At 71.7% G+C, this 25,104-nt stretch carries 26 protein-coding genes and 1 tRNA gene; 8 read left to right on the top strand and 19 right to left on the bottom strand.

Annotated features, from left to right (window positions below):
• The 4 genes from KILIM_RS24660 to KILIM_RS15190 all read left to right on the top strand — a co-directional run.
• The coding region (locus tag KILIM_RS24660; protein ID WP_217997118.1) for a hypothetical protein at window positions 1-249 on the top strand (249 nt) is incomplete at its 5' end.
• A gap of 4 nt (window positions 250-253) precedes the next feature.
• The gene (locus KILIM_RS15200) at window positions 254-1,039 is read left to right on the top strand and encodes a trimeric intracellular cation channel family protein (RefSeq protein ID WP_006593608.1); all 786 of its coding nucleotides are present in this window, start codon (window positions 254-256) and stop codon (window positions 1,037-1,039) included.
• Window positions 1,040-1,096: 57 nt separating this feature from the next.
• Window positions 1,097-1,609 (top strand): methylated-DNA--[protein]-cysteine S-methyltransferase, encoded by a 513-nt coding sequence (locus KILIM_RS15195; protein WP_006593607.1) that lies wholly within the window; start codon window positions 1,097-1,099, stop codon window positions 1,607-1,609.
• 29 nt (window positions 1,610-1,638) lie between these two features.
• Entirely contained in the window at window positions 1,639-2,163 is a 525-nt protein-coding gene (locus tag KILIM_RS15190) for a hypothetical protein (protein WP_006593606.1), read from the top strand.
• Window position 2,164: 1 nt separating this feature from the next.
• On the opposite strand, the gene KILIM_RS15185 is transcribed toward KILIM_RS15190, so the two are convergent.
• The 7 genes from KILIM_RS15185 to KILIM_RS15155 all read right to left on the bottom strand — a co-directional run bounded on the left by KILIM_RS15185 (window position 2,165) and on the right by KILIM_RS15155 (window position 6,895).
• Complete coding sequence (locus KILIM_RS15185) at window positions 2,165-4,174, bottom strand: heavy metal translocating P-type ATPase (RefSeq protein WP_006593605.1); 2,010 nt, start codon at window positions 4,172-4,174, stop codon at window positions 2,165-2,167.
• Window positions 4,171-4,560: a Cd(II)/Pb(II)-sensing metalloregulatory transcriptional regulator CmtR gene (cmtR, locus tag KILIM_RS15180; RefSeq protein WP_006593604.1), complete on the bottom strand. Its 390-nt coding sequence runs from the start codon at window positions 4,558-4,560 to the stop codon at window positions 4,171-4,173. The genes KILIM_RS15185 and cmtR overlap by 4 nt, the downstream gene beginning before the upstream one ends.
• 235 nt (window positions 4,561-4,795) lie before the next feature.
• Window positions 4,796-4,871, bottom strand: a tRNA-Ala gene (locus KILIM_RS15175).
• A 51-nt stretch (window positions 4,872-4,922) separates the two neighbouring features.
• On the bottom strand, window positions 4,923-5,588 hold the full coding sequence (locus KILIM_RS15170; protein ID WP_006593603.1) for a histidine phosphatase family protein: 666 nt from the start codon (window positions 5,586-5,588) through the stop codon (window positions 4,923-4,925).
• A gap of 7 nt (window positions 5,589-5,595) precedes the next feature.
• Window positions 5,596-6,018, bottom strand: coding sequence for a ribosome silencing factor (gene rsfS, locus KILIM_RS15165; RefSeq protein ID WP_006593602.1), 423 nt, complete (start codon window positions 6,016-6,018; stop codon window positions 5,596-5,598).
• The gene (gene nadD, locus KILIM_RS15160) at window positions 6,015-6,626 is read right to left on the bottom strand and encodes a nicotinate-nucleotide adenylyltransferase (protein WP_006593601.1); all 612 of its coding nucleotides are present in this window, start codon (window positions 6,624-6,626) and stop codon (window positions 6,015-6,017) included. Before nadD ends, rsfS begins: the two co-directional genes overlap by 4 nt.
• A gap of 17 nt (window positions 6,627-6,643) precedes the next feature.
• A complete protein-coding gene (locus tag KILIM_RS15155; RefSeq protein WP_006593600.1) occupies window positions 6,644-6,895 on the bottom strand; it encodes a hypothetical protein in 252 nt (83 codons plus the stop codon).
• Window positions 6,896-7,012: 117 nt separating this feature from the next.
• Between KILIM_RS15155 and KILIM_RS15150 the strand changes: the two genes are divergently transcribed.
• Window positions 7,013-8,260: a glycosyltransferase family 2 protein gene (locus KILIM_RS15150; RefSeq protein WP_006593599.1), complete on the top strand. Its 1,248-nt coding sequence runs from the start codon at window positions 7,013-7,015 to the stop codon at window positions 8,258-8,260.
• Here the strand turns inward: KILIM_RS15150 and KILIM_RS15145 are convergent.
• From KILIM_RS15145 to KILIM_RS15125, 5 genes are all read right to left on the bottom strand, one after another.
• Window positions 8,197-8,892: a class I SAM-dependent methyltransferase gene (locus KILIM_RS15145; RefSeq protein WP_006593598.1), complete on the bottom strand. Its 696-nt coding sequence runs from the start codon at window positions 8,890-8,892 to the stop codon at window positions 8,197-8,199. The genes KILIM_RS15150 and KILIM_RS15145 overlap by 64 nt on opposite strands.
• 45 nt (window positions 8,893-8,937) lie before the next feature.
• Window positions 8,938-10,224, bottom strand: a complete 1,287-nt coding sequence (locus KILIM_RS15140) for a glutamate-5-semialdehyde dehydrogenase (protein WP_006593597.1) — start codon at window positions 10,222-10,224, stop codon at window positions 8,938-8,940.
• Between the two features lie 49 nt (window positions 10,225-10,273).
• Window positions 10,274-10,777, bottom strand: a complete 504-nt coding sequence (locus KILIM_RS15135; protein WP_006593596.1) for a GNAT family N-acetyltransferase — start codon at window positions 10,775-10,777, stop codon at window positions 10,274-10,276.
• 74 nt (window positions 10,778-10,851) lie between these two features.
• Window positions 10,852-12,126, bottom strand: a complete 1,275-nt coding sequence (gene proB / locus KILIM_RS15130) for a glutamate 5-kinase (protein ID WP_006593595.1) — start codon at window positions 12,124-12,126, stop codon at window positions 10,852-10,854.
• Between the two features lie 136 nt (window positions 12,127-12,262).
• Window positions 12,263-12,670: a hypothetical protein gene (locus KILIM_RS15125; protein ID WP_157551744.1), complete on the bottom strand. Its 408-nt coding sequence runs from the start codon at window positions 12,668-12,670 to the stop codon at window positions 12,263-12,265.
• 340 nt (window positions 12,671-13,010) lie between these two features.
• Between KILIM_RS15125 and KILIM_RS15120 the strand changes: the two genes are divergently transcribed.
• Complete coding sequence (locus KILIM_RS15120; protein ID WP_006593593.1) at window positions 13,011-13,817, top strand: arsenate-mycothiol transferase ArsC; 807 nt, start codon at window positions 13,011-13,013, stop codon at window positions 13,815-13,817.
• 184 nt (window positions 13,818-14,001) lie between these two features.
• Here the strand turns inward: KILIM_RS15120 and KILIM_RS15115 are convergent, their stop codons facing one another.
• Entirely contained in the window at window positions 14,002-14,355 is a 354-nt protein-coding gene (locus KILIM_RS15115; protein ID WP_006593592.1) for a TfoX/Sxy family protein, read from the bottom strand.
• Between the two features lie 127 nt (window positions 14,356-14,482).
• Between KILIM_RS15115 and KILIM_RS15110 the strand changes: the two genes are divergently transcribed.
• Together KILIM_RS15110 and KILIM_RS15105 are read left to right on the top strand one after the other, a co-directional pair.
• Window positions 14,483-15,463 carry an FAD-dependent monooxygenase gene (locus KILIM_RS15110; RefSeq protein ID WP_006593591.1) on the top strand — a complete coding sequence of 327 codons (981 nt, stop codon included), beginning with the start codon at window positions 14,483-14,485 and terminating at the stop codon, window positions 15,461-15,463.
• Between the two features lie 218 nt (window positions 15,464-15,681).
• The gene (locus KILIM_RS15105) at window positions 15,682-16,563 is read left to right on the top strand and encodes an IspD/TarI family cytidylyltransferase (protein ID WP_006593590.1); all 882 of its coding nucleotides are present in this window, start codon (window positions 15,682-15,684) and stop codon (window positions 16,561-16,563) included.
• A 43-nt stretch (window positions 16,564-16,606) separates the two neighbouring features.
• Here the strand turns inward: KILIM_RS15105 and obgE are convergent, their stop codons facing one another.
• The 6 genes from obgE to KILIM_RS15075 form a co-directional block, all read right to left on the bottom strand.
• The gene (gene obgE, locus KILIM_RS15100; RefSeq protein WP_006593589.1) at window positions 16,607-18,124 is read right to left on the bottom strand and encodes a GTPase ObgE; all 1,518 of its coding nucleotides are present in this window, start codon (window positions 18,122-18,124) and stop codon (window positions 16,607-16,609) included.
• A gap of 120 nt (window positions 18,125-18,244) precedes the next feature.
• A complete protein-coding gene (rpmA, locus tag KILIM_RS15095; protein WP_006593588.1) occupies window positions 18,245-18,499 on the bottom strand; it encodes a 50S ribosomal protein L27 in 255 nt (84 codons plus the stop codon).
• Between the two features lie 40 nt (window positions 18,500-18,539).
• Complete coding sequence (gene rplU / locus KILIM_RS15090) at window positions 18,540-18,848, bottom strand: 50S ribosomal protein L21 (protein WP_006593587.1); 309 nt, start codon at window positions 18,846-18,848, stop codon at window positions 18,540-18,542.
• 183 nt (window positions 18,849-19,031) lie between these two features.
• The gene (locus KILIM_RS15085; protein WP_083876196.1) at window positions 19,032-20,498 is read right to left on the bottom strand and encodes an MFS transporter; all 1,467 of its coding nucleotides are present in this window, start codon (window positions 20,496-20,498) and stop codon (window positions 19,032-19,034) included.
• A 147-nt stretch (window positions 20,499-20,645) separates the two neighbouring features.
• The gene (locus tag KILIM_RS15080) at window positions 20,646-24,101 is read right to left on the bottom strand and encodes a ribonuclease E/G (RefSeq protein WP_006593585.1); all 3,456 of its coding nucleotides are present in this window, start codon (window positions 24,099-24,101) and stop codon (window positions 20,646-20,648) included.
• Window positions 24,102-24,256: 155 nt separating this feature from the next.
• Window positions 24,257-25,078, bottom strand: coding sequence for a TIGR03936 family radical SAM-associated protein (locus tag KILIM_RS15075; protein WP_051988813.1), 822 nt, complete (start codon window positions 25,076-25,078; stop codon window positions 24,257-24,259).
• Window positions 25,079-25,104: the final 26 nt, after the last annotated feature.

Raw genomic sequence — 25,104 nt, 5'->3', positions numbered from 1 at the left:
CCTGGCGCCCGGCGCGGCGCAGCCTCGACCGCTGCCTCTGGTGTCGGCTCGGCCGGGGAGTCCGGCGGAGCCTCGCGCCGCGTGCGGCGGCCGGGGTCGGGGCCGGGGTCGACGGGGCATGACCGGGTCGAGGACCTGGAGCTGTTCTCCGGGCGACCGGCGGACGACGGGGCGCAGCGGGCTTCACGCCGCTCCGGCGACCGTGTGGGAGGGCCGCAGACCGGCCCCGGGATCGGGTCGCGTCGGTGAGCCGGTGAGCTCGCTGGCTTGGGCGGTGCAGGCGTCGGCTGCTCCCGAGGTGGGGGCGGTCTTTCGGGTCATCGACCTCATGGGGGTCTTCGCGAACGCCACGATGGGGGCGCTCATCGCCCGCGCGGAGAAGCTGGACCCGGTGGGTTTCGCGACGCTGGCGATCCTCTCGGGGCTGGGCGGCGGCATCATCCGCGACACCCTGCTGCAGCAGGGGCCGCCGGTGGCGCTGACCGACTACGCGTACGTGCTGACGGCGTTGACGGCGGCGGCGCTCATGTTCGGCATCCGGGTGCGGGGGCGGATGTGGCAGCGGGTGTGGCCGGTGGTCGACGGCATCGCGCTCGGGTCGTGGGCGGCGGCCGGGGCGTTGAAGACGCTGGCTGCGGGCCTGGGTTGGCTGCCGGCGATCCTGCTCGGGGTGATCACCGCGGTCGGCGGCGGGGCGCTGCGCGACATCGTGCTGCGCCGCACCCCGGCGGTGCTGGGCGGCAACACCCTCTATGCGACGTGCGCGGTCGCCGCGGCCGCCGTCATGGTCGGGGCTTTCAACCTCGGCCAACCGGAGGTGGGTCTGGGCGCCGCGACCGCCACGGGCGCCATCTTCTTCCTCCTGGCTCGCTACTACGGCTGGATGCTCCCGCTCGGTGACTCCTGGTCGCCCTCCCATGTGGTCCCGCGCCGCGCCCGCCGCGCCGTCCGCACCCGCGCGCAGGCCGTCAGCCACCGCCTCTCCCGCCGCCGCACGGCCCACAACCGCCGCCGTCCCCCTGCCGGCGACGAGCCGTGACCTCACACTTTCGGCGGCTGCGGCGTCTGCCGGGTGAAGGATGAAGGGGTGAGCACGATGACGGTGCGGCATGCGCGAGTGCAGACGACGCTCGGTGAACTGACGGTGGTCGCAGACGGTGACGCGCTGTCGGGGCTCTACTTTCCGGGCCATTGGTACCTCCCGCAGGAGTCGACTCTGGGAGTGCTCGTGGACGGCGACAGCGACGAGATCTTCGCCCAGGTTCAGGCCGAGTTGACGCAGTATCTGGCCGGCGAGCGGCGGGCGTTCGATGCGGCGGTCAGCACGCGGGGCGACGAGTTCAGCGAAGCGGTGTGGGCGATGCTCCGCGAGATTCCCTACGGCGAGACCACGACGTACGGTGCCCTCGCGCAGCGCTTGGGCAACCGGCACCTGGCGCAGCGCGTCGGGCAGGCGGTCGGCCACAACCCGGTCAGCATCCTCATCCCCTGCCACCGCGTCGTCGGCGCCGACGGCTCCCTCACGGGCTACGCCGGCGGCCTGGACCGCAAACGACAACTCCTCGAACTCGAAGAGCCGGCCGAGGTGACCGGCTCCCGCCTGTTCTAGAAGGGGCCATCGGGTGTGAGGATCGCCCTGTGAGGGTCACGTTTACGCGCACGGGCGAGCGGCGGTACGGGGTCGACATCGAGCGGACCCAGGCCGGCGATCTGCGGATGCACCCGGCTCCCGGCTTCGACCCGTTACTCCCCCACGACCTCGTGCACTTCGTCGTGGAGGTCGAGTTCGGGCTGCGGGACGGCATCTTCGGTCAGGTGGCGGCCGGCGGCGACGCCAACACGTTCGTGCCGACGCAGGAGCAGCGCACCAAGGCGTGGGCGCGGCGGGCCGAGCGGCGCAACCGGGCCACCGGGACGCAGATCGGCCGCTCCGAGGAGTTGGCCGCCCAGGTCTTCCCCCGCTGGCTGCGCCGCCGCGGGCACCGTCCCAGCCCTCACTATCCGCACACCGACCCGCCGCCGAGCGACCTGCCCGAACCCGATCTGGAGCGCTGCTTCGCCCGGCTCGACGACTTGTCCGCAGCGTGGCAGGCCCTCGAGGTCGGCCAGTCGATGTCGGTGACCTGGCCCTGGCCCGAACGCCCGACCCGCGGCGGCTGGTGAGTCACACCGTCCGCGGTCCGGTGGGCAGCTCATGCAGCGGCGCGTCCGCCTCGTGGCGGACGACGCCGTCCGTTGTCGCCCCATTCTTGGGGCGGGCCGCGCGCAGGCCGTTGAGAATCACGACAACTTCGGCGACCTCGTGCACCAGCACCACCGCAGCCAAACCCAGAACGCCGAACAGGGCGAGCGGAAAGAGCACGACGATGATCGCCAGCGCGAGCGCGATATTGGCGGTCATGATCGCCCGCCCCCGCTTGGCGTGCGCCAGCGCTTGCGGGATGAGGCGCAGGTCGTGACCGGTGAACGCCACGTCCGCGGACTCGACCGCGGCGGCGGAGCCGGTGGCCCCCATCGCGATGCCGACGGTGGCGCGAGCCAGGGCGGGTGCGTCGTTGATACCGTCGCCGATCATCGCCGTGGGTGCCTGTTCGGACAGACGCAGGATGTGCTCCGCCTTGTCGGCGGGCAACAGTTCGGCGTAGACGTCGTCGATGCCGGCGTGCGCCGCGATCGCTGCGGCGGTCAGGGCGTTGTCGCCGGTCAGCATGACGGTGCGCAGCCCTTGCGCGTGTAGGGCTGCGACCGCGTCCCGCGCCTCCGGTCGCAGCTCGTCGCGGATGCCGATCACCCCGACGACCTGCCCGTCAGACTCGACGGCGATGACGCTCATCCCCTGGCCGGCCATCGCCTCGACTCGATCGTCGAATCCGGCAGGGTCGATCCAGCGCGGGCTGCCGACCCGCACGCGCCGCCCGCCGATGACGCCGCTCACGCCCTGGCCAGGATGCTCCTGCACGTCGATCGCCTCCGGCCGCTCGACCGCAGCGACGGCGATGGCCTGGGCGAGGGGGTGACTGCTCGTGGCCTCCAACGCGGCCGCCAAGGCCAGCACCTCGTCCTCCGTGCGGTCGGGCCGGAGGTGGACCGCGACCACTCGGGGTTCGTTGCGGGTCAGGGTGCCGGTCTTGTCCAGCGCGACGGTGCGGATGGTGCCGAGCTGCTCGAACGCGACCCCGGACTTGATGACGACCCCGAACTTGCTGGCCGAGCCGATGGCGGAGATCACGGTGACCGGCACCGCGATCGCCAACGCGCAGGGCGAGGCGGCGACGAGAACGACGAGGGCGCGTTCGACCCACGTCCCCGGGTCGCCGACGAGCACCCCGAAGGCGGCAATGAGGGCTGCGGCGATCAGCACTGTCGGGACGAGGGGCCGGGCGATCCGGTCGGCCAGCCGAGCGCGTTCACCCTTGGCGGCGTGGGCCTGCTCGACCAGCCGCACGATCGTGGTCAGCGAGTTGTCCCGGCCGTCGGCCGTCGCCCGGATGGTGAGCGTGCCGGAGCCGTTGACCGACCCGGCCGGCACCTCGTCGCCCGGCCCGACCTCGACCGGAATCGACTCCCCCGTGACCGCCGATGTGTCCACCGACGAGCGTCCCGAGGTCACGATCCCGTCGGTGGCGACGCGCTGACCGGCGCCGACGAGGAGGAGGTCGGACCGGGCGACCTGGGCCGCCGCGACGCTCACCTCGCCGTCGGGGCCAAGCACCCGGGCCGTCTGCGGGATGAGGGACAGCAGCGCCCGCAGGCCCTGCTGGGCGCGGTCCATCGCCCGGTCCTCCAGCGTCTCGGCGATGGAGAACAGGAACGCGAGCGCCGCCGCCTCACCGACGTGCCCGAGCAGCACCGCGCCTGCGGCGGCGATCGTCATGAGCAGGCCGACGCCGAGTCGGGCGCGGCCGCGCCCGGCGACCAGACGGCGCAGCGTGCCCGGCACGAACGTCCAGCCGCCCGCAGCCAAGCCCAGCAGGTAGGCGACCGTGGCCGGCGCCGTCGCGCCGGTCCAGTCCAAGAGCAGGCCGGTGACCCACAGCAGACCCGACGCCACGGGCAGGGCGAGCACCCGGTCGCGCCACCACGGCACCAGCTCCTCGTGCTGATCAGCCGCCCGATCCTGCTCCGGCCCCTCCTGGTCGCGCACCGGCTCGGGGCCGCAACAGTCCCGGCTCATGCCGAGACCTCTCCCGGGCGCGGCGCCTGCGCGCCTGGTGTGCCGTCGCAGCAGGGTGAGACATCGCAGTCGGCGGCCACGCACGGCACCGAGTCGTCGACCGCGAGCACGACCTCCACGAGGGTCTCCAGCGCCCGAGTCAGGTGCGGATCGGCGATCTCGTACCGCGTCTGCCGCCCCTCGACCTCCGAGACGACGATGCCGCACCCCCGCAGGCACGCCAGGTGATTCGACACATTGGTGCGCGACAGCTCCAGGTCGCGGGCGAGCTGCGCCGGGTACCCCGGCTTCTGCAACAACGCCAGCAGGATCCGCGAGCGCGTGGGATCAGCCATCGCCCGACCCAGCCGATTCATCGCGTCCAGCCGCGAAGCTATGGTCAGCACACGATGACTATACAGTCAGCGCTGACTAGTCGGAGCGGATTGCCTCTTGGCCGCCTTCGGCCGGATCGAGTTACACCCCGACCGGCGCGCGAGAGGTAATAAGAAGACACGAGAATGGGCAATCGGCGCCGAGCGCGAACGACTCTGTCGCCAGCGCCACGTGACCCGGAAACGACTGAAGCCGCCTCTTCGGGCGGCTTCATCAGCGTCGGATGCCCTCTTGAAAGGACACCTATGGTGGAGCTGAGGGGACTCGAACCCCTGACCCCCTCCATGCCATGGAGGTGCGCTACCAGCTGCGCTACAGCCCCGTCCTCACGCACTGCGTGAGCACTCGGACGAGTTTAGCCAGACGGGTGCCGCTATCCAAAATCGCCCCCGTCGGCGGCGGTCGGGCCGTCGTTCCAGTGGGCCAGACGCCAGCCGGTGGGGGTCTCGTGCAGCAGCGCCCAATGGCAGTTGCGCAGGCCGGTGAAGGCCGTCCAGGCTTGCGTCTGGTCGAGCCCGATGAGGTCGGCGACCAAGGCCCGCGCCGTGACGCCGTGGGTGACGAGCAGCCCCAACTCACCCTCCGGGAGGGCGGCGATCGCGTCGTCGACGGCCGGTCGGGCGCGGCGCACGACATCCGCGACGGACTCGCCGTGCTCGCCGCGAGCCAAGTCCTGCCCGCCGTTGATCGCCTCCCACAGTTGGGAGTAGTGCTGCACGACCTCGTGTTGGGCCATGCCTTGCCAGGCGCCCACGTCGATCTCCCGCAGGCGCTCGTCGATGACCAGCTCCAGCCCGCACGCCGCGGCGATCGCCTCCGCGGTGTGCCGGGCGCGGCGCAGGTCGCTACTGCGCACGAAGACCGGCTCCATCCGGCTCAGCGCGCGGGCCGCGGCGTGGGCCTGCGCCTGGCCGGTCGCGTTGAGGCTCGTGTCGAGGTGCCCCTGCCAGATGGTCGAGGCGTTGTGGTCGGTGATGCCGTGCCGCACGATCGCCAGCCGGCGGATGGGCGCCCCGCCGGAGTTCAGCCCCCAGGTCACAGCGCCGTCACTGCGCCGCAGGCTCGTCGGTCGGCCCGAGGCGCAGCTCGATGACGGGGCAGTCCTTCCACAGCCGCTCGAGCTGGTAGAACATCCGCTCTTCCTCGTGCTGCACGTGCACGATGATCACGCCGAAGTCGAGCAGCACCCAGCGGCCGTCACGCTCACCCTCGCGGCGGATGGGCTTGACCCCTTCGGCGCGCAACGCCTCCTCGATGGCGTCTACGACGGACGAACTCATGCGCTCGTTGGCGATGGAGACGATGACGAACGCGTCGGAGAGCGGAAACCGGTCGGAGACATCGAGGGCGATGATGTCGGTGGCGAGCTTGTCCTCGGCGGCCGTGGCGGCCACTTGGGCCAGATGAGCGGGGGTCTGACTGGCGGAAACTGCGATCTCCTCCTCGAGCGCCGACCGGTGGGCGGTCAACGGATCGGTGCCCGCAGCGCCGGGTACAGCGTGTCGGGCGTGTTCTCGTGCCGGTACAGACGGTACTTGCCGATGTATTGCACGACACCGTCGGGCACGAGATACCAGACCGGCTCGCCCCGGGCGACGCGCGCGCGACAGTCCGTCGAGCTGATCGCCATGGCCGGGACCTCCGCGAGGGTCACCTCGCCGGTGGGCAGGCCCGCATCCGTCAGGTGATGCCCCGGGCGGGTGACGCCGACGAAGTGGGCCAGGTCCCACAGCTCGTCCACGTCTTTCCACGACAAGATCTGCTCGAGCGCGTCGGCGCCGGTGATGAAGTACAGCTCAGCGCCTGGATGCTGTTCGCGCAGATCACGCAGCGTGTCGATGGTGTAGGTCGGACCCTTGCGGTCGATGTCGACGCGGCTGACGGTGAACGCCGGATTGGAGGCGGTGGCGATGACCGTCATGAGGTAGCGGTGCTCGGCCGGCGACACTTCGCCGACGTCCTTCTGCCAGGGCTGCCCGGTCGGCACGAACACCACCTCGTCGAGCCCCAGCATCGAGCGCACCTCGCTCGCCGCGACCAGGTGGCCGTGGTGGATGGGGTCGAAGGTGCCACCCATGACCCCCAAGCGGCGGGTCAGTGGTGCCCGCCGTGGCCCGCGCCGGCCGACTGCTCGGATCCGTGCTCGGTGGTGTGCGCCGGGCCGTGCCCGACCCCAACTCCGTGCGCCTTCGGCGGCGACGTGTGGCGGAACAGCCACGTGAAGATCAGCAGCAGGAAGACGAGGACGACGCCGATGATTCCGTACAACTCAGGCGGCATCGGCAGGGGGCGAGCGACGTGCTCGCCCTCGGCGGCGAGCAGCGTCGTAGCGAAGAGCGTGGCCATGGGCCCAGAGTAGCGGGCAATCCGCCGCGCGCACGCGAGTCGCCCTGGTGGCCTCGGCGAAGGTGGACCCAGCCCGTGTGGAGGCAACTCTCACCCACGGTGCATAGGCTGTCCCCTATGCATGTCGAGCTCTCCGTCGTCGTCCCCGTCTACAACGAGGAGGACGTACTGCCGCTGCTCGTCGAGCGACTGCGGCCGGTGCTCGATGGGCTGTCCACTCCCTACGAGGTCGTCGCGGTCGACGACGGTTCCACCGACGCCTCCCCCGTGCTCATGCAGCGCATCCGACACGAGTGGCCGCAGTTCCGCGTCGTGCGGCTGCGCGCCAACGCCGGCCACCAGGCGGCGATCTCCGCCGGCCTGGCGCTGGCCCGGGGCGACTACATGGTGACGATCGACGCAGACCTGCAGGATCCGCCCGAGGTCGTCGAGCAGATGCTGCAGATCGCCCGCAGCGAGCGCGTCGACGTGGTGTACGGCGTGCGCAGCGACCGCAGCACCGACACGGCGTTCAAGCGCGGCACGGCCCGGGCCTTCTACGCGACGATGCGCGCCCTGGCCAAGACCGAGGCCCCGATGGACGCCGGAGACTTCCGGCTCATGTCGCGCGCCACGGTCGACGCGGTCAACGCGTTGCCCGAGCACCACCGGGTGCTGCGCCTCGTGGTGCCCGCCCTCGGGTTTCCCTCGGCCAAGGTGACCTACCGCCGGGAAGAGCGCGCGGCCGGCAGCAGCAAGTACCCGCTGAGCAAGATGATCCGGTTGTCGCTGGACAGCCTCACCTCGCACTCGATGGCGCCGTTGCGGCTGGCCACGTGGTTCGGGCTCATCGGTGGCGTCTTCGCGATGCTGATTTTCGCCTACGCGCTGTGGTCCTCCTTCACCGACCGCGCCGTCGCGGGCTGGACCTCGACCGTGGCCGCGGTCTCCTCCGTGGGGGCCGTGCAGCTCATCTGTCTGGGCCTGCTCGGTGAGTACGTGGGCCGGATGTACACGATGATGCAGGGCCGCCCGACCTATTTCGTCGCGCACGACACCGACGACCTGCACCTGCATGACGTGGCGGGAAGCGAGGCCGGTGAGGAGGTCGTGGGACTCGCCTCCCGACCCGACCGCACCCCCTCCGGTTCATTCCCAGTGGTGCCCGGGGCGGATGTCGCCGCTGACTCCCTCACCACCTCCCTCGAGGATTTTGACGAGCCGATCGACCGTTCTCACGGCCACCGACACACCGAGAACGGGACGCCGGCCGCGAACGGCGGGCGCCCCGTGGAGGCCCCGGTGATGAACGCCGAGCGGCGTCAGGCGGTGCGCCGCACCTCGGCGAAGAGGCTCACGCCCGGCAGCGACTTCACCGGCAGGTAACGCTCCGCGGTGACGATGGCCTTGAGGCCGGCGTTGACCACCGGGTGCATGTCGTCCAGGTCCGAGCCGGTGCTCTTCTTGCGCCGCACCATGACGACCGGGCGCAGCAGCACGTTCCAGCTGTTCATGGAGATCAGGTGCATGCCCTCGATGGAGAGCACGTCGGTCAACGTGCGGCGGGTGTAGCGGCGCACGTGGTCGACGGCGTCGTCGTGGGCCGACCACAGCTTGGGGTCGGCCGGGACCGCGACGAGGAACGTGCCGCCCGGCTTGAGCACGCGGCGCACCTCCCGCACGCACGCGTCGTCGTCCTCGAGGTGCTCCAGCACGTCGAACGCCGAGACCAGATCGAGGCTGTTGTCGGCCAGCGGGAGCATCGTGGCGTCGGCCCGCATGACCGGCAGCCCACGCTCGTGGCAGACCTGCGCGCCGTCCGAGCCGTACTCCAAAGGGCTGGCCTGCCAGCCCATGTCCCGCAGCACACGAGTGTTGCCGCCACCGGCGGCTCCGATGTCCAGCGCCTTACCGGGGGCGCGCCCCTTGAGCATCTGACCCAGCAGGTGACGACGCTCGGTATACCACCAGTGCTTGTCTTCCAGGGCGGCGAGCTTACGGACTTCGGTACCTTCCATGAGGCACGATCCTGCCATGCGCCGACCCGCTCACCACACGCGGCTCTAACGGATCTGGCCGTCTCCCTCGACGATCCACTTGGTGGTGGTCAGCTCCGGCAGCGCCATGGGACCGCGAGCGTGCAGCTTCTGCGTCGAGATGCCGATCTCGGCGCCGAACCCGAACTCCCCGCCGTCGGTGAACCGCGTCGAGGCGTTGATCATCACCGCGGCCGCGTCGATTTCGGCGGCCCAGCGTCGGGCGGCGGCGCGGTCCTCGGTGACGATCGCCTCGGTGTGCCCGGTGCTGTAGCGGCGCACGTGCGCCATCGCCTCGTCGAGGCCGTCGACGACGGCGACGGACATCTCCAGGGCGTGGAACTCGGTGTCGTAGTGCTTATCGGTGGCCTCGTCGACCGCGACGTCACGACCGGAGGCGGCGCGGCGCGTGCCCTCGTCGCCGTGCAGCAGCACCCCGGCGCCGGCCAGCTCGGCGAGCATGTCGGGCAGAAAGAGGTCGGCGATCGCGGTGTCGACGAGCAGGGTCTCGGCGGCGTTGCAGACGCTGGGGCGGTGCGTCTTGGAGTTCATGACGATCGCGCGGGCCTTGTCGAGGTCGGCGGCGGCGTGGACGTAGACATGCACGTTGCCGGAGCCGGTCTCGATGACCGGCACGATCGACTCCCGCACGACGGTGGCGATGAGGTCGGCGCCGCCGCGCGGGATGATGACGTCGACGAGGCCGTGGGCGCGCATCAGGGCGCGGGCAGCGTCGCGACCGCCTTCGGTGAGCAGCGCCACGGCATCCGCGGGCAGCCCCTGCTGCGTGAGCGCGTCGCGCAACACCGCCACCAGCGCGGCATTGCTGTGCTCGGCGGCCGACCCACCGCGCAGGATCACCGCGTTGCCGCTCTTGAGGCCGAGGCCGGCGGCGTCGGCCGTCACATTGGGCCGCGCCTCGTAGATGATGCCGACGACCCCCAGCGGCACCCGCGTCTGGCGGATCTGCAGGCCGTTGGGCAGCGTCGAGCCGCGCACCACCTCCCCGACCGGGTCGGGCAGGGTGGCGATCTGGCGCAGCGCGTCGGCGATGGCGCTCAGCCGCGGCTCGTCCAGACGCAGCCGGTCGAGCAGACCTTGGGACATCCCGGTCTCGCGGCCCCGCGCCAGGTCGCGCTCGTTTGCGGCGATGACCTGCGGCATGTTCGCCTCGATGGCGTCGGCGAGCGCCAGCAGCGCGGCGTCCTTACGGGCGCGGGAGAGCAGCGCCAACTCTCGGGAGGCCTCTCGGGCGCGGCGGGCCAGGTCTGCGACGGAAGCGGTGACGGCGTCGTCGATGAGCGGGGTCGTCATGCGTCGAGGTTACGGCTCGCCGGATCTGCGAGCAGGCCGGGAGGGGCGTTCAGCTCTCGTCGTCGTTGACGCGGCGCACGAGGCGCACCATGAACGGCTGGAAGCCGGCCCGTTCGTACAGCCGCAGCGCGCCGGTGTTGGAGGCGAGGGTCTCCAGGGCCATGTACTCGACCTCGCGCCGGTCCAGCTCACGACGGCAGGCGTTGATGAGGGCGGCGCCGACCCCGCGACCCCGTTCGGTGGGGAGCACCGCCAGCGTCTCGATCTCGCCGTAGCTCTCGCCGAGGTCGAAGGTGGCCCCCGAGAGCACGAAGTGCAGCGCGGCGTAGCCGATGATCTCTTCGGTGTCGGTGTCCAGCGCGAGAAAGACGACGCCGCCGGCGTCGTTGATCCAATCCAGGTACTGCTGGTGGCGCCGGGCCCAGGCCTCGCCGGGCTCGCGCACCTCCCACAATCCGTCGGAGAGTTGCTGGTAGTCGCCGATCATCGCCTTCCACAGCCGTTTGACCTTGGTGAGGTCACGCGCGTGGGCCCGCTCGATGCGGATGCTCATAGCTCCGACGGTAACCCAGGTCGGCGCGGGCTGCGGGAGCGTGGTCGCAGTCGGGTCGCGGCGGGAGGGCCCCCTCAGCTCGGCGTGGCGTCGCGGCCGTAGTCCAGCAACGCGAGGCGGTCGCGGTGCACGACCTCGCGGGCGTGGTCGGGGCCGAAGACCTCCCCCAGCCAACGAGTGCTGCGGCCCAGGAGCCGCGGCAGTTCGTCGCTGCCGAACGTGACCAGACCGCGGGCGACCGGTCGGCCGTGCCGATCGCGGATCTCGACCGGAGAGCCCTGCTCGAAGCTGCCGGTGACACCTACGACCCCGGCGGGCAGCAGCGAGGCGCCCTTCTCCCGCAGCGCGCGCACGGCCCCGTCGTCGATGACGAGCCCGCCGACGGGTTCGCTGGCGTGGGCGAGCCACAGCATGCGGGAGGCGGGGCGCGGCGAGGTCGGCAGGAAGACTGTGCCGACCTCCTGCCCGGCCAGGGCGCCGTCGACATCCGCGCTGTGCGCCAGCACGGTGGTGATGCCGGCGCCGGTGGCGATGCGGCCCGCCTCGACCTTGGTGACCATGCCGCCGGTGCCGATGCGGCTGCCGACGCCACCGAGGTTGACCTGCTCGAGGTCGCGCGGGGAACGCACCGTTGCGATTGGGCGGGAGCCGGGATTCGACGGGGGGCCGTCGTAGAGTCCGTCGACATCGGTGAGCAGCACCAGCGCGTCGGCGCGCACCAGATGGGCGACGAGCGCGGCCAGGCGATCGTTGTCGCCGAAGCGCATCTCGTCGGTGGCCACGGCGTCGTTCTCGTTGACGACCGGCATGACGCCCAGGCGCAGCAGCCGGGTGACGGCGCGGCGGGCGTTGACGTAGTGCTGCTGGCGGATGAGGTCGTCGACGGTGAGCAGCACGAGGCCGACGTGCAGGCCGTGCCGACCGAAGGCGGAGCTGTACGCCGCGACCAGCGCACCCTGCCCGACGCTGGCGGCGGCCTGCTGGGCGGCCAGGTCGCGGGGGCGCGAGCTCATGCCCAGCGGTCCGAGGCCCGCGGCGATGGCCCCGGAGGAGACGAGCACCAGTTCGGTGCCGCTGCTGCGTCGGACGGCCAACGCGTCGGCGAGCCGCTCGAGGCGTGCCACGGCCAGGAGGCCGCCGGGGTCGGTCAGCGAGCTGGATCCGACCTTGACGACGAGCCGGCTCCCGCCCGCGACCGTCGCCCGGGCACGCAGTCCGGCCTGCTGGGTTGCGTCCGTCGAGTCGGCGGGGCCAGGCGTCGTGCGGCTGTCGTCACGGCTGTCGTCTCGGAGGTCGTCACGGTCGTCCTGCGCGTTCCGCGGGACTGGAGCCTGGTGGGGGCTGCTCACACAGGCAAGCGTAGGCGGAGCGACTCGCGCCGCGTCACCGCGCGTGCCTTCGGTTCGCGTGGCGGTTGCTGACCTCGCCAGACCACCGCGCGCCACATCGAGCCACCGCGCGCCGCCTGGCGCCCCTTGCGCGCCGTCAGCAGACGACGTCGATGCGTCCTTCGCGGCGCGAGGCGAGGTAGGCCAGGGCGCGCTGCAGGTGCAGCCCGGTGAACGGATTCACTCCGCCGTTGGCCTCGATGACGGCCCCGGTGCGCACCAGGTACTGCGCGCTGACCTCGACGTGGGGCAGCAGGGCGCCGCTGCGGCGGTCGACCGCGATCTGGCGAGTGAACGGGGTGACGGCTTGCGCCGGCCGACCGTGGGGCGTCGGGCGGAAGATCCGCTCGCCCGTCACCGCGTAGATGAGGTCGAGGTCGGAGTCGGTGAGGTGGTCCAGGTCGCCGAGCGGTCCGGGGCGTCGAGCGGCCTCACGGTCGTAACGGCCCTGCGTCGGCGAGAACGACTCCATGCGGGTCGAGGCGCCGGAGTCGGCACGAATCACAACGGGGACCGCTTGCGGCGGCGGCATTCGCACGTCTTGGACCCACACAGTGATCCCCTCCTCACCAAGCGACGGCCTCGTCGGTGACCCGTGCCGGCTCTTACCGATCCAGTCGTCGCGATCGGTGCCGACCTGAGCGGGTCCGAAGGGGTGGAGGCCACCGTACGTGACCGAGGGTGGTGACCCAAGCTCCGCTGTGTACAACGCGTGCACCCATCCGACCGCTGCCCGCGGCACTCGACCGCTCGGCGACACCACCGCTTGCCACTTGGGCGCACAAGTCGCACCACATACACTTGGTGTTCACCGATTGTTCACTTTACGTCTGGAGGTGCTTCACATGAGCGCCCAACCCCTCGTCGACGGCCAGCCCACGGACAGCGCCCACCGTCTTCGCGCCGTACCCAGCGACTCGACCGAGGCGACAAGCCCCATGGCCGACCGCGTCATCGCCCGCATCACCGATGATCTGGCGCAGCGATACGCCGACACCTCGACGCGCGCGCAGGTGGAGGCGATCATCGCCGACGCCCGCCGCCAGATCGAATCCACCAGCCACCACCCGGAGTTTGTGCCGGCCCTCGTCGAGCACTACGCCCACGACGTGCTGGCTACTCGGGCCCGCGCCGCCGGTGGCGTCGGTGTCGGCGTGCCCCTGCTCGTGTTCGTCTGCGAGCACAACGAGGGCCGCTCGCAGATGGCTGCCGCCTGGGCCGAGCATCTGGGCGGCGAGCACGTGCAGGTGCGCAGCGCCGGCATCCACCCCAGCGGTCACCTCAACCCGCACGTCGTCGACGTGCTCGCCGAACGGGGCATCTCCCTCGATGGCGCCTACCCCAGTCCGTTGCACGGCGACGTGCTCAACGCCGCCGATGTGGTCGTGCGCCTCGGCTGCAGCACCGACCAGGAGCCGGGCCGGCACGTCATCGATTGGGACGTGCGCGACCCGCACGAGCAGCCGATCGAGGTCGTCCGGGAGGTCTGCGACGATCTGGGCGCCCGCGTCGCCGACCTGCTCGGGTCCATGGGGGTGCCGACCGACCGCCGTGCCGCGGCCGGGGTGCCCGTGCAACCCGTCGTCGTCTCCGACCACGCCCGTAACCGCTGGTCGCCGACCCGGATGCTGCGGACCCTCTTCAACGACTGAGACTGAGCACCCGCCCCTGGTACCTCCCAGACCCAGCCCAGGCCCCGGCTCCGGCTCCGGCTCCGGCTCCGGCTCCGGCTCCGGGGATGCGCCTACTGCCGAGGGTTGCGGTCGCAACATCAACCGTCGGCAGGGAGCACATCGTCCAGGATGCGGACCACGGGCCGCGACGGGCAGCGGGCTGCTACCGGGCTTTAGGTTTCTTGACCTTCGGCGGGAGCGTGCGCACGTACGCGACCCCCCAGCCGACGACCTGGGCCAGCGCCTCGTCGGTGGCGACGGCGTCGGCGGGCGCCTCCATCCAGCCGGCCATCTCCTTGCCGCGCATGATCATGGGCTCCACGAGGCCGGAGGCGTGGTGTTCGGCGGCGTCGGCGGGATCCACGCGCACCATGACGTCTCCCCCGCTGCCGGCTGCGGCGGCCATGTGCCCGGAGAGCATGAACCCTAACCCGCCGAACATCGCCCGCTCGGTGAGGTCCGGCTCGTCGGCGAGAATTTCGCGGATGCGGTGCGCCAGCACCTCGTCGTAGGCCATGTCTGGAGTATCGCCGCACCCGGTGCCGCCTGGCCCCCTCCATTGCCGACACGTCGGTCGATCGTGTTGCGCCCTCGGGTCGACGCGGGGTTGGCGCACGGGAGCCCGGGTGTGGTCGGCTGGCGTCATGACAGGCAACAGGCGGCGGCGCATCGCGATCGTCGGCGGCGGCATCGCGGGGATGACCCTGGCCGCATCGTTGGATCCCCGGCTCTTCGAGGTGACGCTCTACGAGGCAGCGCCGCAGCGCAGCGGTGTCGGCGCAGCCCTGGGCCTGTGGCCGGCGGCGCAACGTGCGTTGCGCGAGCTCGGGGCCCTCGAGGCCCTGCCCCTGCCGCAGGCCCCTCCCGCCGGCGCCCTCCACATCGGCGGTCGGCGCCTGCTGTCGGCCGCGGCACCGGGACTGGTCATGGTGCAACGGCCGGCGTTGCTGTCCGCTTTGAGCGCCGCAGTGCCGTCGTCGGTGCGCCTCGCTCAGCAGGAGGTGCGGGATCCGCGGGTCCTCGACGCCGATCTGGTCGTGGGTGCCGACGGGGTCCGCAGTGTCGTGCGCCCGCTGGTCGACCCGCGGGCCGCCGCGCGCCGGGAGACACCGTACGTTGCGCTGCGGGGCACGCAGGGCGCTCCCCCGCACTCGCGGGATGTCGGGGAGTACTGGCGGCAGGGTCTGTTGTTCGGGCTGGTGCCGGTCGGCGCGGGCGCGTACTGGTTCACCAGTCACCGCAGCGAGTTGGGCCCGGAACCGTTGGATCCGACGCAGGTCGCCACCGAGGCCGCCCGGCTCGCGGCCGGCGCGCCGCCGGTCGTGCGCGACACCCTGGCTCGGGTCGACCAGCACACCCTGGCCACCCGCATCTGGGTGACGCCGCCGCTGAGTCGATACACGCGCGAGCGCTACATCGTCATCGGTGATGCAGCCCACGCCAGCACCCCCAATCTGGGCCGAGGGGCCTGCGACGCGATCCTCGACGCGGCCACCCTGGCGCGGGCCCTGACCCGTGGCGGCGCGAGCGCCCGCCGCGCCTGGCTCGCCCGGCGGGTGCCACCGACGCAGGCGGCCAGGATCGCGTCGGGAGGCCTCATGCGCCTCGCCCTCAACGCCCCCTGAGGGCACCCGGATCCGGACCCAGCACGGCGACAGCGCCACGGGCGCGTCTGAGACCATTGCGCGCCCGAGCCGCACCGTCGGCCGCGCAGCAGTGCAAGGATTGGCGATCACCCTCACATCGCGGCTGCTGATGTGCGCCGCCGGCAGCGGCGACGGACTGGCGTGCGGCGAGCGTGTAGGTGAACAGGCGAGGAGCGGGGCGCAGGAAGGAGCGTGCGGTGAACGAGGAGGAGGCACCGTCACGGCCGGAGGATGAGGCGCAGCCTGCGAGGTCGGACCGGGAGCCCGACCCGAGCGCAGTCGCCCCAGGGCTCGCAGTCGACGCGAAGGCCCCTGCGGAGGCTCGTCCGGGGGCCTCGGTGTGGGCGATGGTGTTGGCCGCCGGGTCGGGCAGCCGGTTCGGAGCGCCCAAGCAGTTTCTCGACCTCGGCGGCCTGACGCTGCTGGACCGCACCATCGCGACGTTGGCACCGCTGTGCACAGGGGTGGTCGTCGCACTCCCCCTGAGCGACACGGGCCACACCAACGACGGCGTCGGCAACGACGGCGCGCAGCTACGCAGTGCCGCTGAACATGTGCGCAGGGTCGCTGAACAGCTTCGCACCGTTGCCGGGCGGGCTCAGCTGCGCACGGTTGCCGGTGGCCGCGAGCGGGCCGACTCGGTGCGGGCGGCGTTGGCCGCGATCCCGCCGACGGCGCAGGTGATCATCGTCGCCGACGCGGCACACCCGCTGGCCTCGGGGCGACTGGTGCGCGCGGTCATCGGGGCGGTCCGGGAGGGCGCCGACGGAGCGTTCCCGGGTCTACCGCTGACCGAAGTGCTGGCCGACGTCGACACGGCGGGCGTCCGCCGAGCTGGTCTGGAGCGCACCCCGCCGCCCCCGGCCGCGACCCGCGTGCTGGTGCAGACGCCGCAGGCCTTCGACGCCGCGGCGTTCCGGCTGGCGCACTCGGACTCCCCCGCTGCGGCAGAGGATTCGGCGCTTGTCGCGGCCTCCGGCGGACGCATCGTGGCCGTTCCGGGCGAGCCGACGAACCTGCATGTGACCACACCGGCCGAACTCGACCTGGCCCGTCTCATCGTCGCCGCCGGTCCCTAGCTGCCGCCCACCCCTTACCAGGGTGAGCGGGGACGCCCGGCGCTCACTGGTCGGGGTCGGTCCAGAATCCGGCGTCGCGCTCGGCGGCCAGTTCGGCGCGGGCGTGGCGTTTGGCGACGCGCCGCGACTCGTAGTCGGCGCGCTTCTCGTCGCGGCTGGGTCGGTGAGTCTGGGAGAGGCGCGGGTCGCTGCCGCGGGGTCCGCCGAGCAGCTCGGCGCCGGCGGACATCGTGGGCTCCCAGTCGAAGACGACGGCGTTGTCCGCCGGGCCGATGAGCACGGTCGATCCGGCGACGGCACCGGCTTTGACCAGCTCGTCCTCGACCCCGGAGCGGGCGAGGCGGTCGGCCAGGTAGCCCACGGCCTCGTCGTTGGAGAAGTCGGTCTGACGCACCCAGCGAGTCGGACGGTCGCCGAGAACGCGGAACACCTCCCCCTCCGGAGTCTGCTCGCGGCGCACGGAGAAACCGGTCTCGTCGACGGCGACCGGGCGGATGACGACACGCGGCCGGGACTGCTCCTCCCGCTCCTGCTCGGCGCGGGCGGCGGCGACGTGGCGGGCCATCGCGTACTTCAGCTCCGGCAGCCCGGTGCGGGCCACGGCGGAGACGATGTAGACCTCCAGCCCGCGGGCCTCCAGGTCGGCGCGCACGAACTCGGCGAGCTCGCGAGCCTCCGGCACGTCGGCCTTGTTGAGCACGACGATGCGGGTGCGCTCGGACAGCGGGCGGCCACCCAGTGCCTCGTCGGGCACGTACTGGCGCAGCTCGTGTTCGATGACGTCGAGGTCGGAGAGGGGGTCGCGGCCAGGTTCGAGGGTGGCGCAGTCGATGACGTGCACGAGCACCGAGCACCGTTCGACGTGCCGCAGAAACTCCAGCCCCAGGCCGCGACCCTCGTGGGCGCCGGGGATGAGGCCGGGCACGTCGGCGACGGTGAACCGCTCGTCGCCGGCGGTGACGACGCCCAGGTTGGGCACCAAGGTGGTGAACGGGTAGTCGGCGATCTTCGGCTTGGCCGCGGACAGCACCGAGACGAGGCTGGACTTGCCGGCCGACGGGTAGCCGATGAGGGCGACGTCGGCGAGGGTCTTCAGCTCGAGACTGACGTCGAGCTCTTCGCCCGGTTCGCCGAGCAGCGCGAACCCGGGGGCCTTGCGCCGCTTGGAGGCCAGGGCCTTGTTGCCCAGTCCCCCGCGGCCGCCCTCGGCGAGCACGACCTGCGTGCCGTCGCCGACGAGGTCGGCGACGATCCGGCCGTCGCCGCTGCGGGCCACGGTGCCCTCGGGCACCGGTAACACGAGGTCGGCGCCGGCGGAGCCGTTGCGCTCGTCACCCTCGCCGGGGCTGCCGTTCTCGGCGCGCCGGTGCGGGGTGTGGTGGTAGTCCAGCAGCGTGGTGACCTGCGGGTCGACGCGCAGCACCACGTTGCCGCCGCGCCCGCCGTTACCGCCGTCGGGACCGCCGAGGGGCTTGAACTTCTCCCGGTGCACCGAGGCGCAGCCGTGCCCGCCGTTGCCGGCCTGCACGTGCAGGGTGACGCGGTCGACGAAGGCGGCCATTGGGGTGTTTCCTTTCGTGGTGCGCAAATGCCGGAAGGGGCGGGTCGCGCTGGACCCACCCCTTCGGCTCAGCAGCCCGATCGGGCTGCTGGTGTCGTGCTCGTTGTCTGAGTTCGTGTCTCAGTCGCCAGCGACGATGTTGACGGTCTTGCGGCCGCGCTTGGTGCCGAACTGCACCGCGCCGGCGGCCAGGGCGAACAGCGTGTCGTCGCCGCCGCGGCCGACGTTGTCGCCGGGGTGGAAGTGGGTGCCGCGCTGGCGGACGATGATCTCGCCAGCGTTGACGAGCTGGCCGCCGAACCGCTTGACGCCCAGGTACTGTGCGTTGGAGTCGCGCCCGTTGCGAGTCGAGGACGCACCCTTCTTGTGTGCCATGTCGCTACCTGCCTAATCGCTGAGTGGGGTCGCTCGACGCTCAGGCGTCGATCGCGGTGACCTTGATCTGGGTCGTGTGCTGACGGTGCCCCTGGCGCTTGCGGTAGCCCGTCTTGTTCTTGAACTTCATGATCGTGATCTTGGGGCCCTTGGTGGCCTTCACAACCTCGGCGCGCACCGTGACCTTGGCGAGCTGGTCGGCGTCGCTGGTCACCGTGGTGCCGTCGACGAGCAGCAGCGGCTTGAGCTCGAGGCTGTCACCGGGGGCCGCGTCGACCTTGTCGACGATGAGCACGTCACCGACGGCCACCTTTTCCTGACGGCCGCCTGCGCGGACGATCGCATACACGCTTAACTCAACTCCTGCTGTTCTCGTGGACGAAGCACCTCTTACGACCGGCCCGTAGCAACGAGCGCTCGACGTGAGCGACGAGCGGCTTGGCGAAACACGGATCTCGGTGGGCGCACCGACGCACAACTTTAGTGGATCGGCCCCCCTTCAACCAAACCCGCGCGCCGACCCGCATGACCGTCACGCCGCCCGGGGTGCCGCTGCGTACTGCTCGGTCAGAGTGGCGTAGGCGCGGGTGCGGAACGCCAGCAGCGCGATGAGGGTCAGGGCCAGGCCGGCGAACAGGAAGATCAAGGCGATGCCGCGGGCGTCGCCGGTACCCAAGAGCCAGGCGGTCTGTGCCTCCCCGGCCGGGGAGTCGACCCAGGGAATGATCCAGAACTCGGCCAGCGGCGCGATGGCGAACGCGGTGATCGGGGCGGCTGCCGTCTCGAACATCATCGCGAAGCCGAACACGCGGCCCTGGGTGCGGTAGGGCACGACGCGTTGGATGACGGTCTGTTCGGCTGCCTCCACGGCCGGGATGAGCAGCATGTACAGCCAGATGCCCAGGGCGTAGAGCCACCACCATTCGCGGATGGTGAACAGCGAGCCGAGCACCCCCATGACGGCGACGGCCAGCAGCAGCGTGCGCATGGGCCGCGGCCCCAGGCCGGTCTTGGCGACGACGAGCCCGCCGACGATAAAGCCCGTGGAGGCCAGGCCGAACACCAGCCCCCAGGTCTGCACGGGGAACAACTCGAGCCCGTACGGGTCCATGAGCGCCATGTACACGCCGCCGATGAGGTTGTTCAGGGTCGAGAAGATGATGAGCGCGAAGAGGCCGGGGGCAGCGAGCACGGCACGATAGGCGCCGGAGAGGTCGATGAGGCTCGTGGGCGGGCTGGGCCCCTCCTCCGCACCCTCTCCGGGAACCCCCTGGCCAGAGACTGCCTGTCCAGAGGCTGCCTTCCCAGGGAGGGCCTCGCCATCGCCTCCTTGGTCCGGATCCCCGGCTGCGGCCGCTGCTCGAGACGCCAGATCGATGTCGGCGGCGTCGGTGTGCTCGTGGTTGCCGGGTTCGGTCTCGGGGATGCGGATGGTCAGCAGGTGTGCGGCGGCCAGCGCGGTGAGCGCGACCGCGATGGCGATGGTCCACCCCATCCCCAGAAAGCCGATGGACAGGCCGCTGAACACGCTGGTGACGATGAACGCGATGCCCTGCACGGTACCCACGAGGCCGTTGGCGTTGGCGCGCCGTTCGGGCGCCACGAGCAGGGTCACGACGGTCGAGAGCGCGATATTGCGCATGTGCTCGACGACGGCCCCGAAGAGCACGATGACGATGAACAGCCAGAACCACGGCCCACCGATGGTCAGCAGGTCGTTCTGCGGCACCAGCAGATACAAGACCCCGCCGGCGGCGAACGCCAGCAGCGTCAGGGCGCTGGAGGCGAGCATCACGGCGTGCTTGCGGTGCCGGTCGACGAGCGTGCCGAAGAGCACCGAGCTGACGGAGACGAACAGCATGTAGGAGCCGCCGATGATGCCGGTGGCCAGCACCGAGCGCGTCTGCAGGTACACCCAGAACGTCAGCGCGAACCAAAGGTAGCTCGTCGTGATGTTGGCGATGGCCGTGTTGACCAGCACATGCCCGAAGGTGCGCATGCCCGCATCAGGCCGGGCGCGCGGCAGCCCGAACTCCGGCGGCGCGGCGGCCACCCGCGGATCCCGATCGGGAGGTTCATTCACGCTGGCGAGCCTAACCGCCACCCCCGACAAGGTTCGTTTGCCCAGGTGGCGCTGCCAGGTGAGCTAGTGGTCCGTGGGTGGGCCGGCGGGGCGCCGGGCGGCGCGCCGGCGCTTGGGCGCCGCCGCGGGAGCCTCAGCTGAGGGCGTCACCTCTGCGGCGGGTGCCTCTTCGGCCGCAGAGGCGGACGCCGCCAAGTCGAGTACCGCAGAGTCGTCTGCCGCCGAAACCAACGCCGAATCCAGCGCCGCTGGTCCGCCTCCGGACTCGGTGGCGTCGACGGTAAAGACGAGGCCCTGCGCGCCGACCGGAGAAGCGGTCGGGGCGCTCGCGGCCCGGCGGGTGCCTCGGCGGCGCCGTGCCGGAGCCGAGGCTGCCGGAACCTCGACCTGCTGCGCGACGGTCTCGGTCACCACAGTCGTCTCGGTCACGAGAGTCGCCGCGCTCGCAACCTCGTCTCCTGGAGCATCGTCGGCAGCGGCACCAGCGGCAGCGTCGTCGTCCCCACGGCTGGAGACCCGCAGGGCATCACTGACCGCTTCGGACACCACGTGGGCGACCTCGTCGACCTCATCGCCCTGCGTTTCGGCGGTCTGCTCGCCGCCGCCTCCGGCCTGCAGCGCGGCGGCGTAGGCGGCGGCCGCGATCTGCGCCGGAGTCGGACCGGAGGGTGTCGGCGCCGGCGTCGGCTCGACCTCCCGGGCACGGCCGCGGCGGCCGCGCCTCGACTCCCGCCCAGAGTCGCGACCAGAGTCGCGCGAGTCGGACTCCCCGGAGCGCGACACCGGCTCGGTGTGCACGATGAGGCCGCGGCCGCCGCAGTGCTCGCACGGCTCGGCGAACACCTCGATGAGCCCGGCACCGACCCGCTTGCGGGTCATCTGCACCAACCCCAGCGACGTCACCTCCGCCACCTGGTGCTTCGTGCGGTCCCGGCCCAGGCACTCCATGAGTCGGCGCACGACGAGGTCGCGGTTGGACTCGAGGATCATGTCGATGAAGTCGATGACGATGATGCCGCCGATGTCGCGCAGCCGCAGCTGGCGCACGATCTCCTCGGCCGCCTCGATGTTGTTCTTCGTCACCGTCTCTTCGAGGTTGCCCCCGGCGCCGGTGAACTTGCCGGTGTTGACGTCGATGACCGTCATCGCCTCGGTGCGGTCGATGACCAGCGAGCCACCCGAGGGCAGCCAGACCTTGCGGTCCATCGCCTTCGTCAACTGCTCGTCGATGCGGTAGTGCGCGAACACGTCGTGCTCGCCGGTCCACCGCGACAGCCGCTCCTGCAGGTCGCCGGCGACGTCATGCACGTACTCGCTGATCGTGCTCCACGCTTCGTCGCCGCTGACGACGAGCTTGGTGAAGTCCTCGTTGAAGACGTCGCGGACCACCCGCACCGTCAGGTCGGGTTCACCGTGCAGCAGGCTTGGCGCGTTGCCGCCCTTGACCTTGGACTGGATGCGGTCCCACTCGCGGGTGAGCCGGTCGACGTCGGCCGTCAGCTCGGCCTCCGAGGCGCCTTCGGCGGCGGTCCGCACGATGACCCCGGCGTCGTCGGGGACGATCTCCTTGAGGATCTTCTTCAGCCGCGCCCGCTCGGTGTCGGGCAACTTGCGGCTGATGCCGGTCATGGAGCCTTCCGGCACGTACACCAGGTAGCGCCCCGGCAGCGAGATCTGGCTGGTCAGGCGGGCGCCCTTGTGCCCGATGGGGTCCTTGGTGACCTGCACCAGCACCGACTGCCCCGAGCTCAGGGCGTTTTCGATGCGACGGGCCTTGTGCTGCTCCAGGCCCGCGGCGTCCCAGTTGACCTCACCGGCGTAGAGCACGGCGTTGCGACCCTTGCCGATGTCGACGAACGCGGCCTCCATGCTCGGCAACACGTTCTGCACGCGGCCGAGGTAGACGTTGCCGGCCATCGACGCGCCCGACTGGGAGGACGCCCCCGCACCGGAGATGTAGTGCTCGACGAGCACCCCGTCCTCCAGGACCCCGATCTGGGTGAGCTTGTCGCGCTGGCGCACGACCATGACCCGCTCGACGCTCTCGCGGCGGGCGAGAAACTCGGCCTCGGTGATGATCGTGCGACGCCGACCGGCCTCCCGGCCCTCGCGACGGCGCTGCCGCTTGGCCTCCAGGCGCGTCGAGCCCTTGATGCCGGTGGCGACGTCGCGGTCGCGGCGCGGCTCCCGGACCTTGGTCACGGTGCCCGGCGGGTCCTCCCCCGCTGCCGCGCCTGTCCCGCTGCGGCGGCGCCGGCGGGTGCGCTTGCTGCGGCCCGAGCCCTCGTCGCCCGACGGGGAGTCCGAGTCCTGCTCGTCGCCGTCGGAGTCGCCGGAGTCGGCGCTCTCGTCGTCGCCGGAATCGTCGCGGGCGTCGAGGTCGCCGCGGCGTCGACCCTTGCCACCGCGCCGCCGACGGCGGCGTTGGGTGCGGTCGCCGTCGTCCGAGTCGTCGCTGCCGTCCGGGCCGTCGGCCTCCGACGAGGTGTCGTCGAAGTCGTCCGAATCCGCCGGGTCGGAGCCGAGCTCACGGTCCGAGTCGCGACCGGAGGCCCGAGCGGAGTCTCGGCCAGACGTTCGGCCGGACTCTCGACCGCGGGGCTCGTCGTCGGAGTCGTCGCTGTTCTGGGTGTCGTGCGCAGCCTGCGCGGGCGCGCCACGGCCACGGGTGCGCCGCGGCTCGGGCGCGACCTGCGGGGCCTGGAAGAGCAGACCGAACGTCGGTGCGGGAGCCGCCGACTCGCCGGCCTCGCTGGCCTCTTCGTCCTGCGCATCCTCGTCGGCCGCGTCCGATGGCGCAGAGCTGCGCTGGTCGCGCGGCGGCGGGAACGCCAGGCCCGCGAGGATGTCTTCGGCCGAGACCGTCGGGATCTGCACGTCGCCGGAGGCGGGGTCGGGCAGCGGCGCGAGGTCACTGCCGGCCTGGGCGGAGTCGCCGGCGACCTCGTCATCGGCGTGGTCGGCGTCGCCAGAGCGACCGGCGCGCGACCGCGTCGTGCGTGTGGTGCGGGAGGTGCGGCGGCTGCGGCCGGTCGCGCCACGCGCGGCCGCCGGACCGGTCGACTCCCCACCGCTCCGCTCGCCCGACTCAGCCTCCCCTTCCGCCGCATTCGCCTCGGCCGCCGCATTCGCCTCGGCCTGCTCGGCCGCCTCGCCCTGGCCTGCGTCGGCGGTCTGGAGGCGCCCGACCGCGGGGGTGAGCACGAAATCGGCGGCGTCGTCCTGCGTGGAGGGCGGCGCGGGTGACTCGTCGGGATCCGACGCCGAGGCGGTCTTCTTGGTCGACTTCGCGACCTTGCCCGCCTTTGTCGACTTCGTCGCCTTCGCAGCCTTGGTGCCCTTGGCGGCGCGGGTCCGCTTGCTGGCTTCGCCGGTTGCGCGCTTGCGCGACGTGGACGCCGAACCCGCCGGCTGCGCGTCGTCCTCGACTGCAGGCGTCTGCGGAGCCGGAGTCGACAGTTGAGCGTCGCCGGTTGCGGACGTGGGTTCGGCAGGGTCGCTGTCGTTGCGGGACACCATGAGTCGGTGCGCCTTTCCGTCGGTTCGCGGCAACGACCCACACCGGGGAGTGCATCCCGTCGACGCCGCGAACTGCGGTCGTGATCGTCGTCGCGGGGCCTTCCCGCCACAACGGAAGCTGTCTGGCTACGCCAACCCCAGCTCGCGCTCGCGCGTCACTGAGAAGACGCCGGTGACACCGGATCGTCGACGAACGGGTCGGCGATCTGCGCCGCATGCGGTAGCAACCAGCCTTGCGCCAACCGCGTCACCAAGGGGGACCGCGGCGGCTCGAAGGCCGCGTGAGTGCGCAACGCGGTCAAGACGTCATCGGGGCGCACGACCGGTGTGGTGTGCCGTACGACCACGTGCAGTATCGCACATTCGGGCCCTTGAGCCCTGGTCTCACCCTGCGCGTCCTGCGCCGAACCACCCGCCACCTGGCCTTCTGCCGACCCAGCCGGCCCGATGTCCATGGCCAGGACCGCGCCGCGCACGTCAAAGGTCCGCGGCCCGCTCTTGACGACGCGGGTCACCTCGATGAGGTCGTGCCCCAAGAAGGTGTCGACGGCTCGCTGCAGCGTTGCCTCGTCGAGCCCGGCGAACTCCATCCGCCACCGCGACCCCTGCAATCGCTCGGCGAGCGACCCCGGGGTGGCCTCCACGACCTCCAAGACGTCGAGCCCGTCGGGCAGGGCCGCGTCCAAGGCCGCCCGCACCGCCTCCGGGTCGACCCGCTCGACGACGGAGATCTCCGCATACTCCGCCTCGCTCGCGGTGCCGGTCGGCGCGGCGTTGGCGTAGGAGATCTTCGGGTGCGGGTGAAAGCCGGCGGAGAACGCCATCGGCACGCCCGCCCGACGCAGCGCCCGCTCCAGCGCCCGCTGAAAGTCGCGCGTCGAGGAGAACCGCAGCCGCCCCCGTTTGGCGTACCGCAACCGCAACTTCTGCACGGGCGGAACCGCCGGCGGACCCTCGGGAACTCGCTGCCTGGCCATAGAGGCGAGCGTAGGTCAGCCAGGCC

It is taken from the genome of Kineosphaera limosa NBRC 100340, from assembly GCF_000298215.1.
GTDB classification, from domain to species: domain Bacteria; phylum Actinomycetota; class Actinomycetes; order Actinomycetales; family Dermatophilaceae; genus Kineosphaera; species Kineosphaera limosa.
The sequence above is the reverse complement of the archived record's forward strand: the minus strand, read 5'-3'. Positions and strand labels throughout refer to the sequence as shown.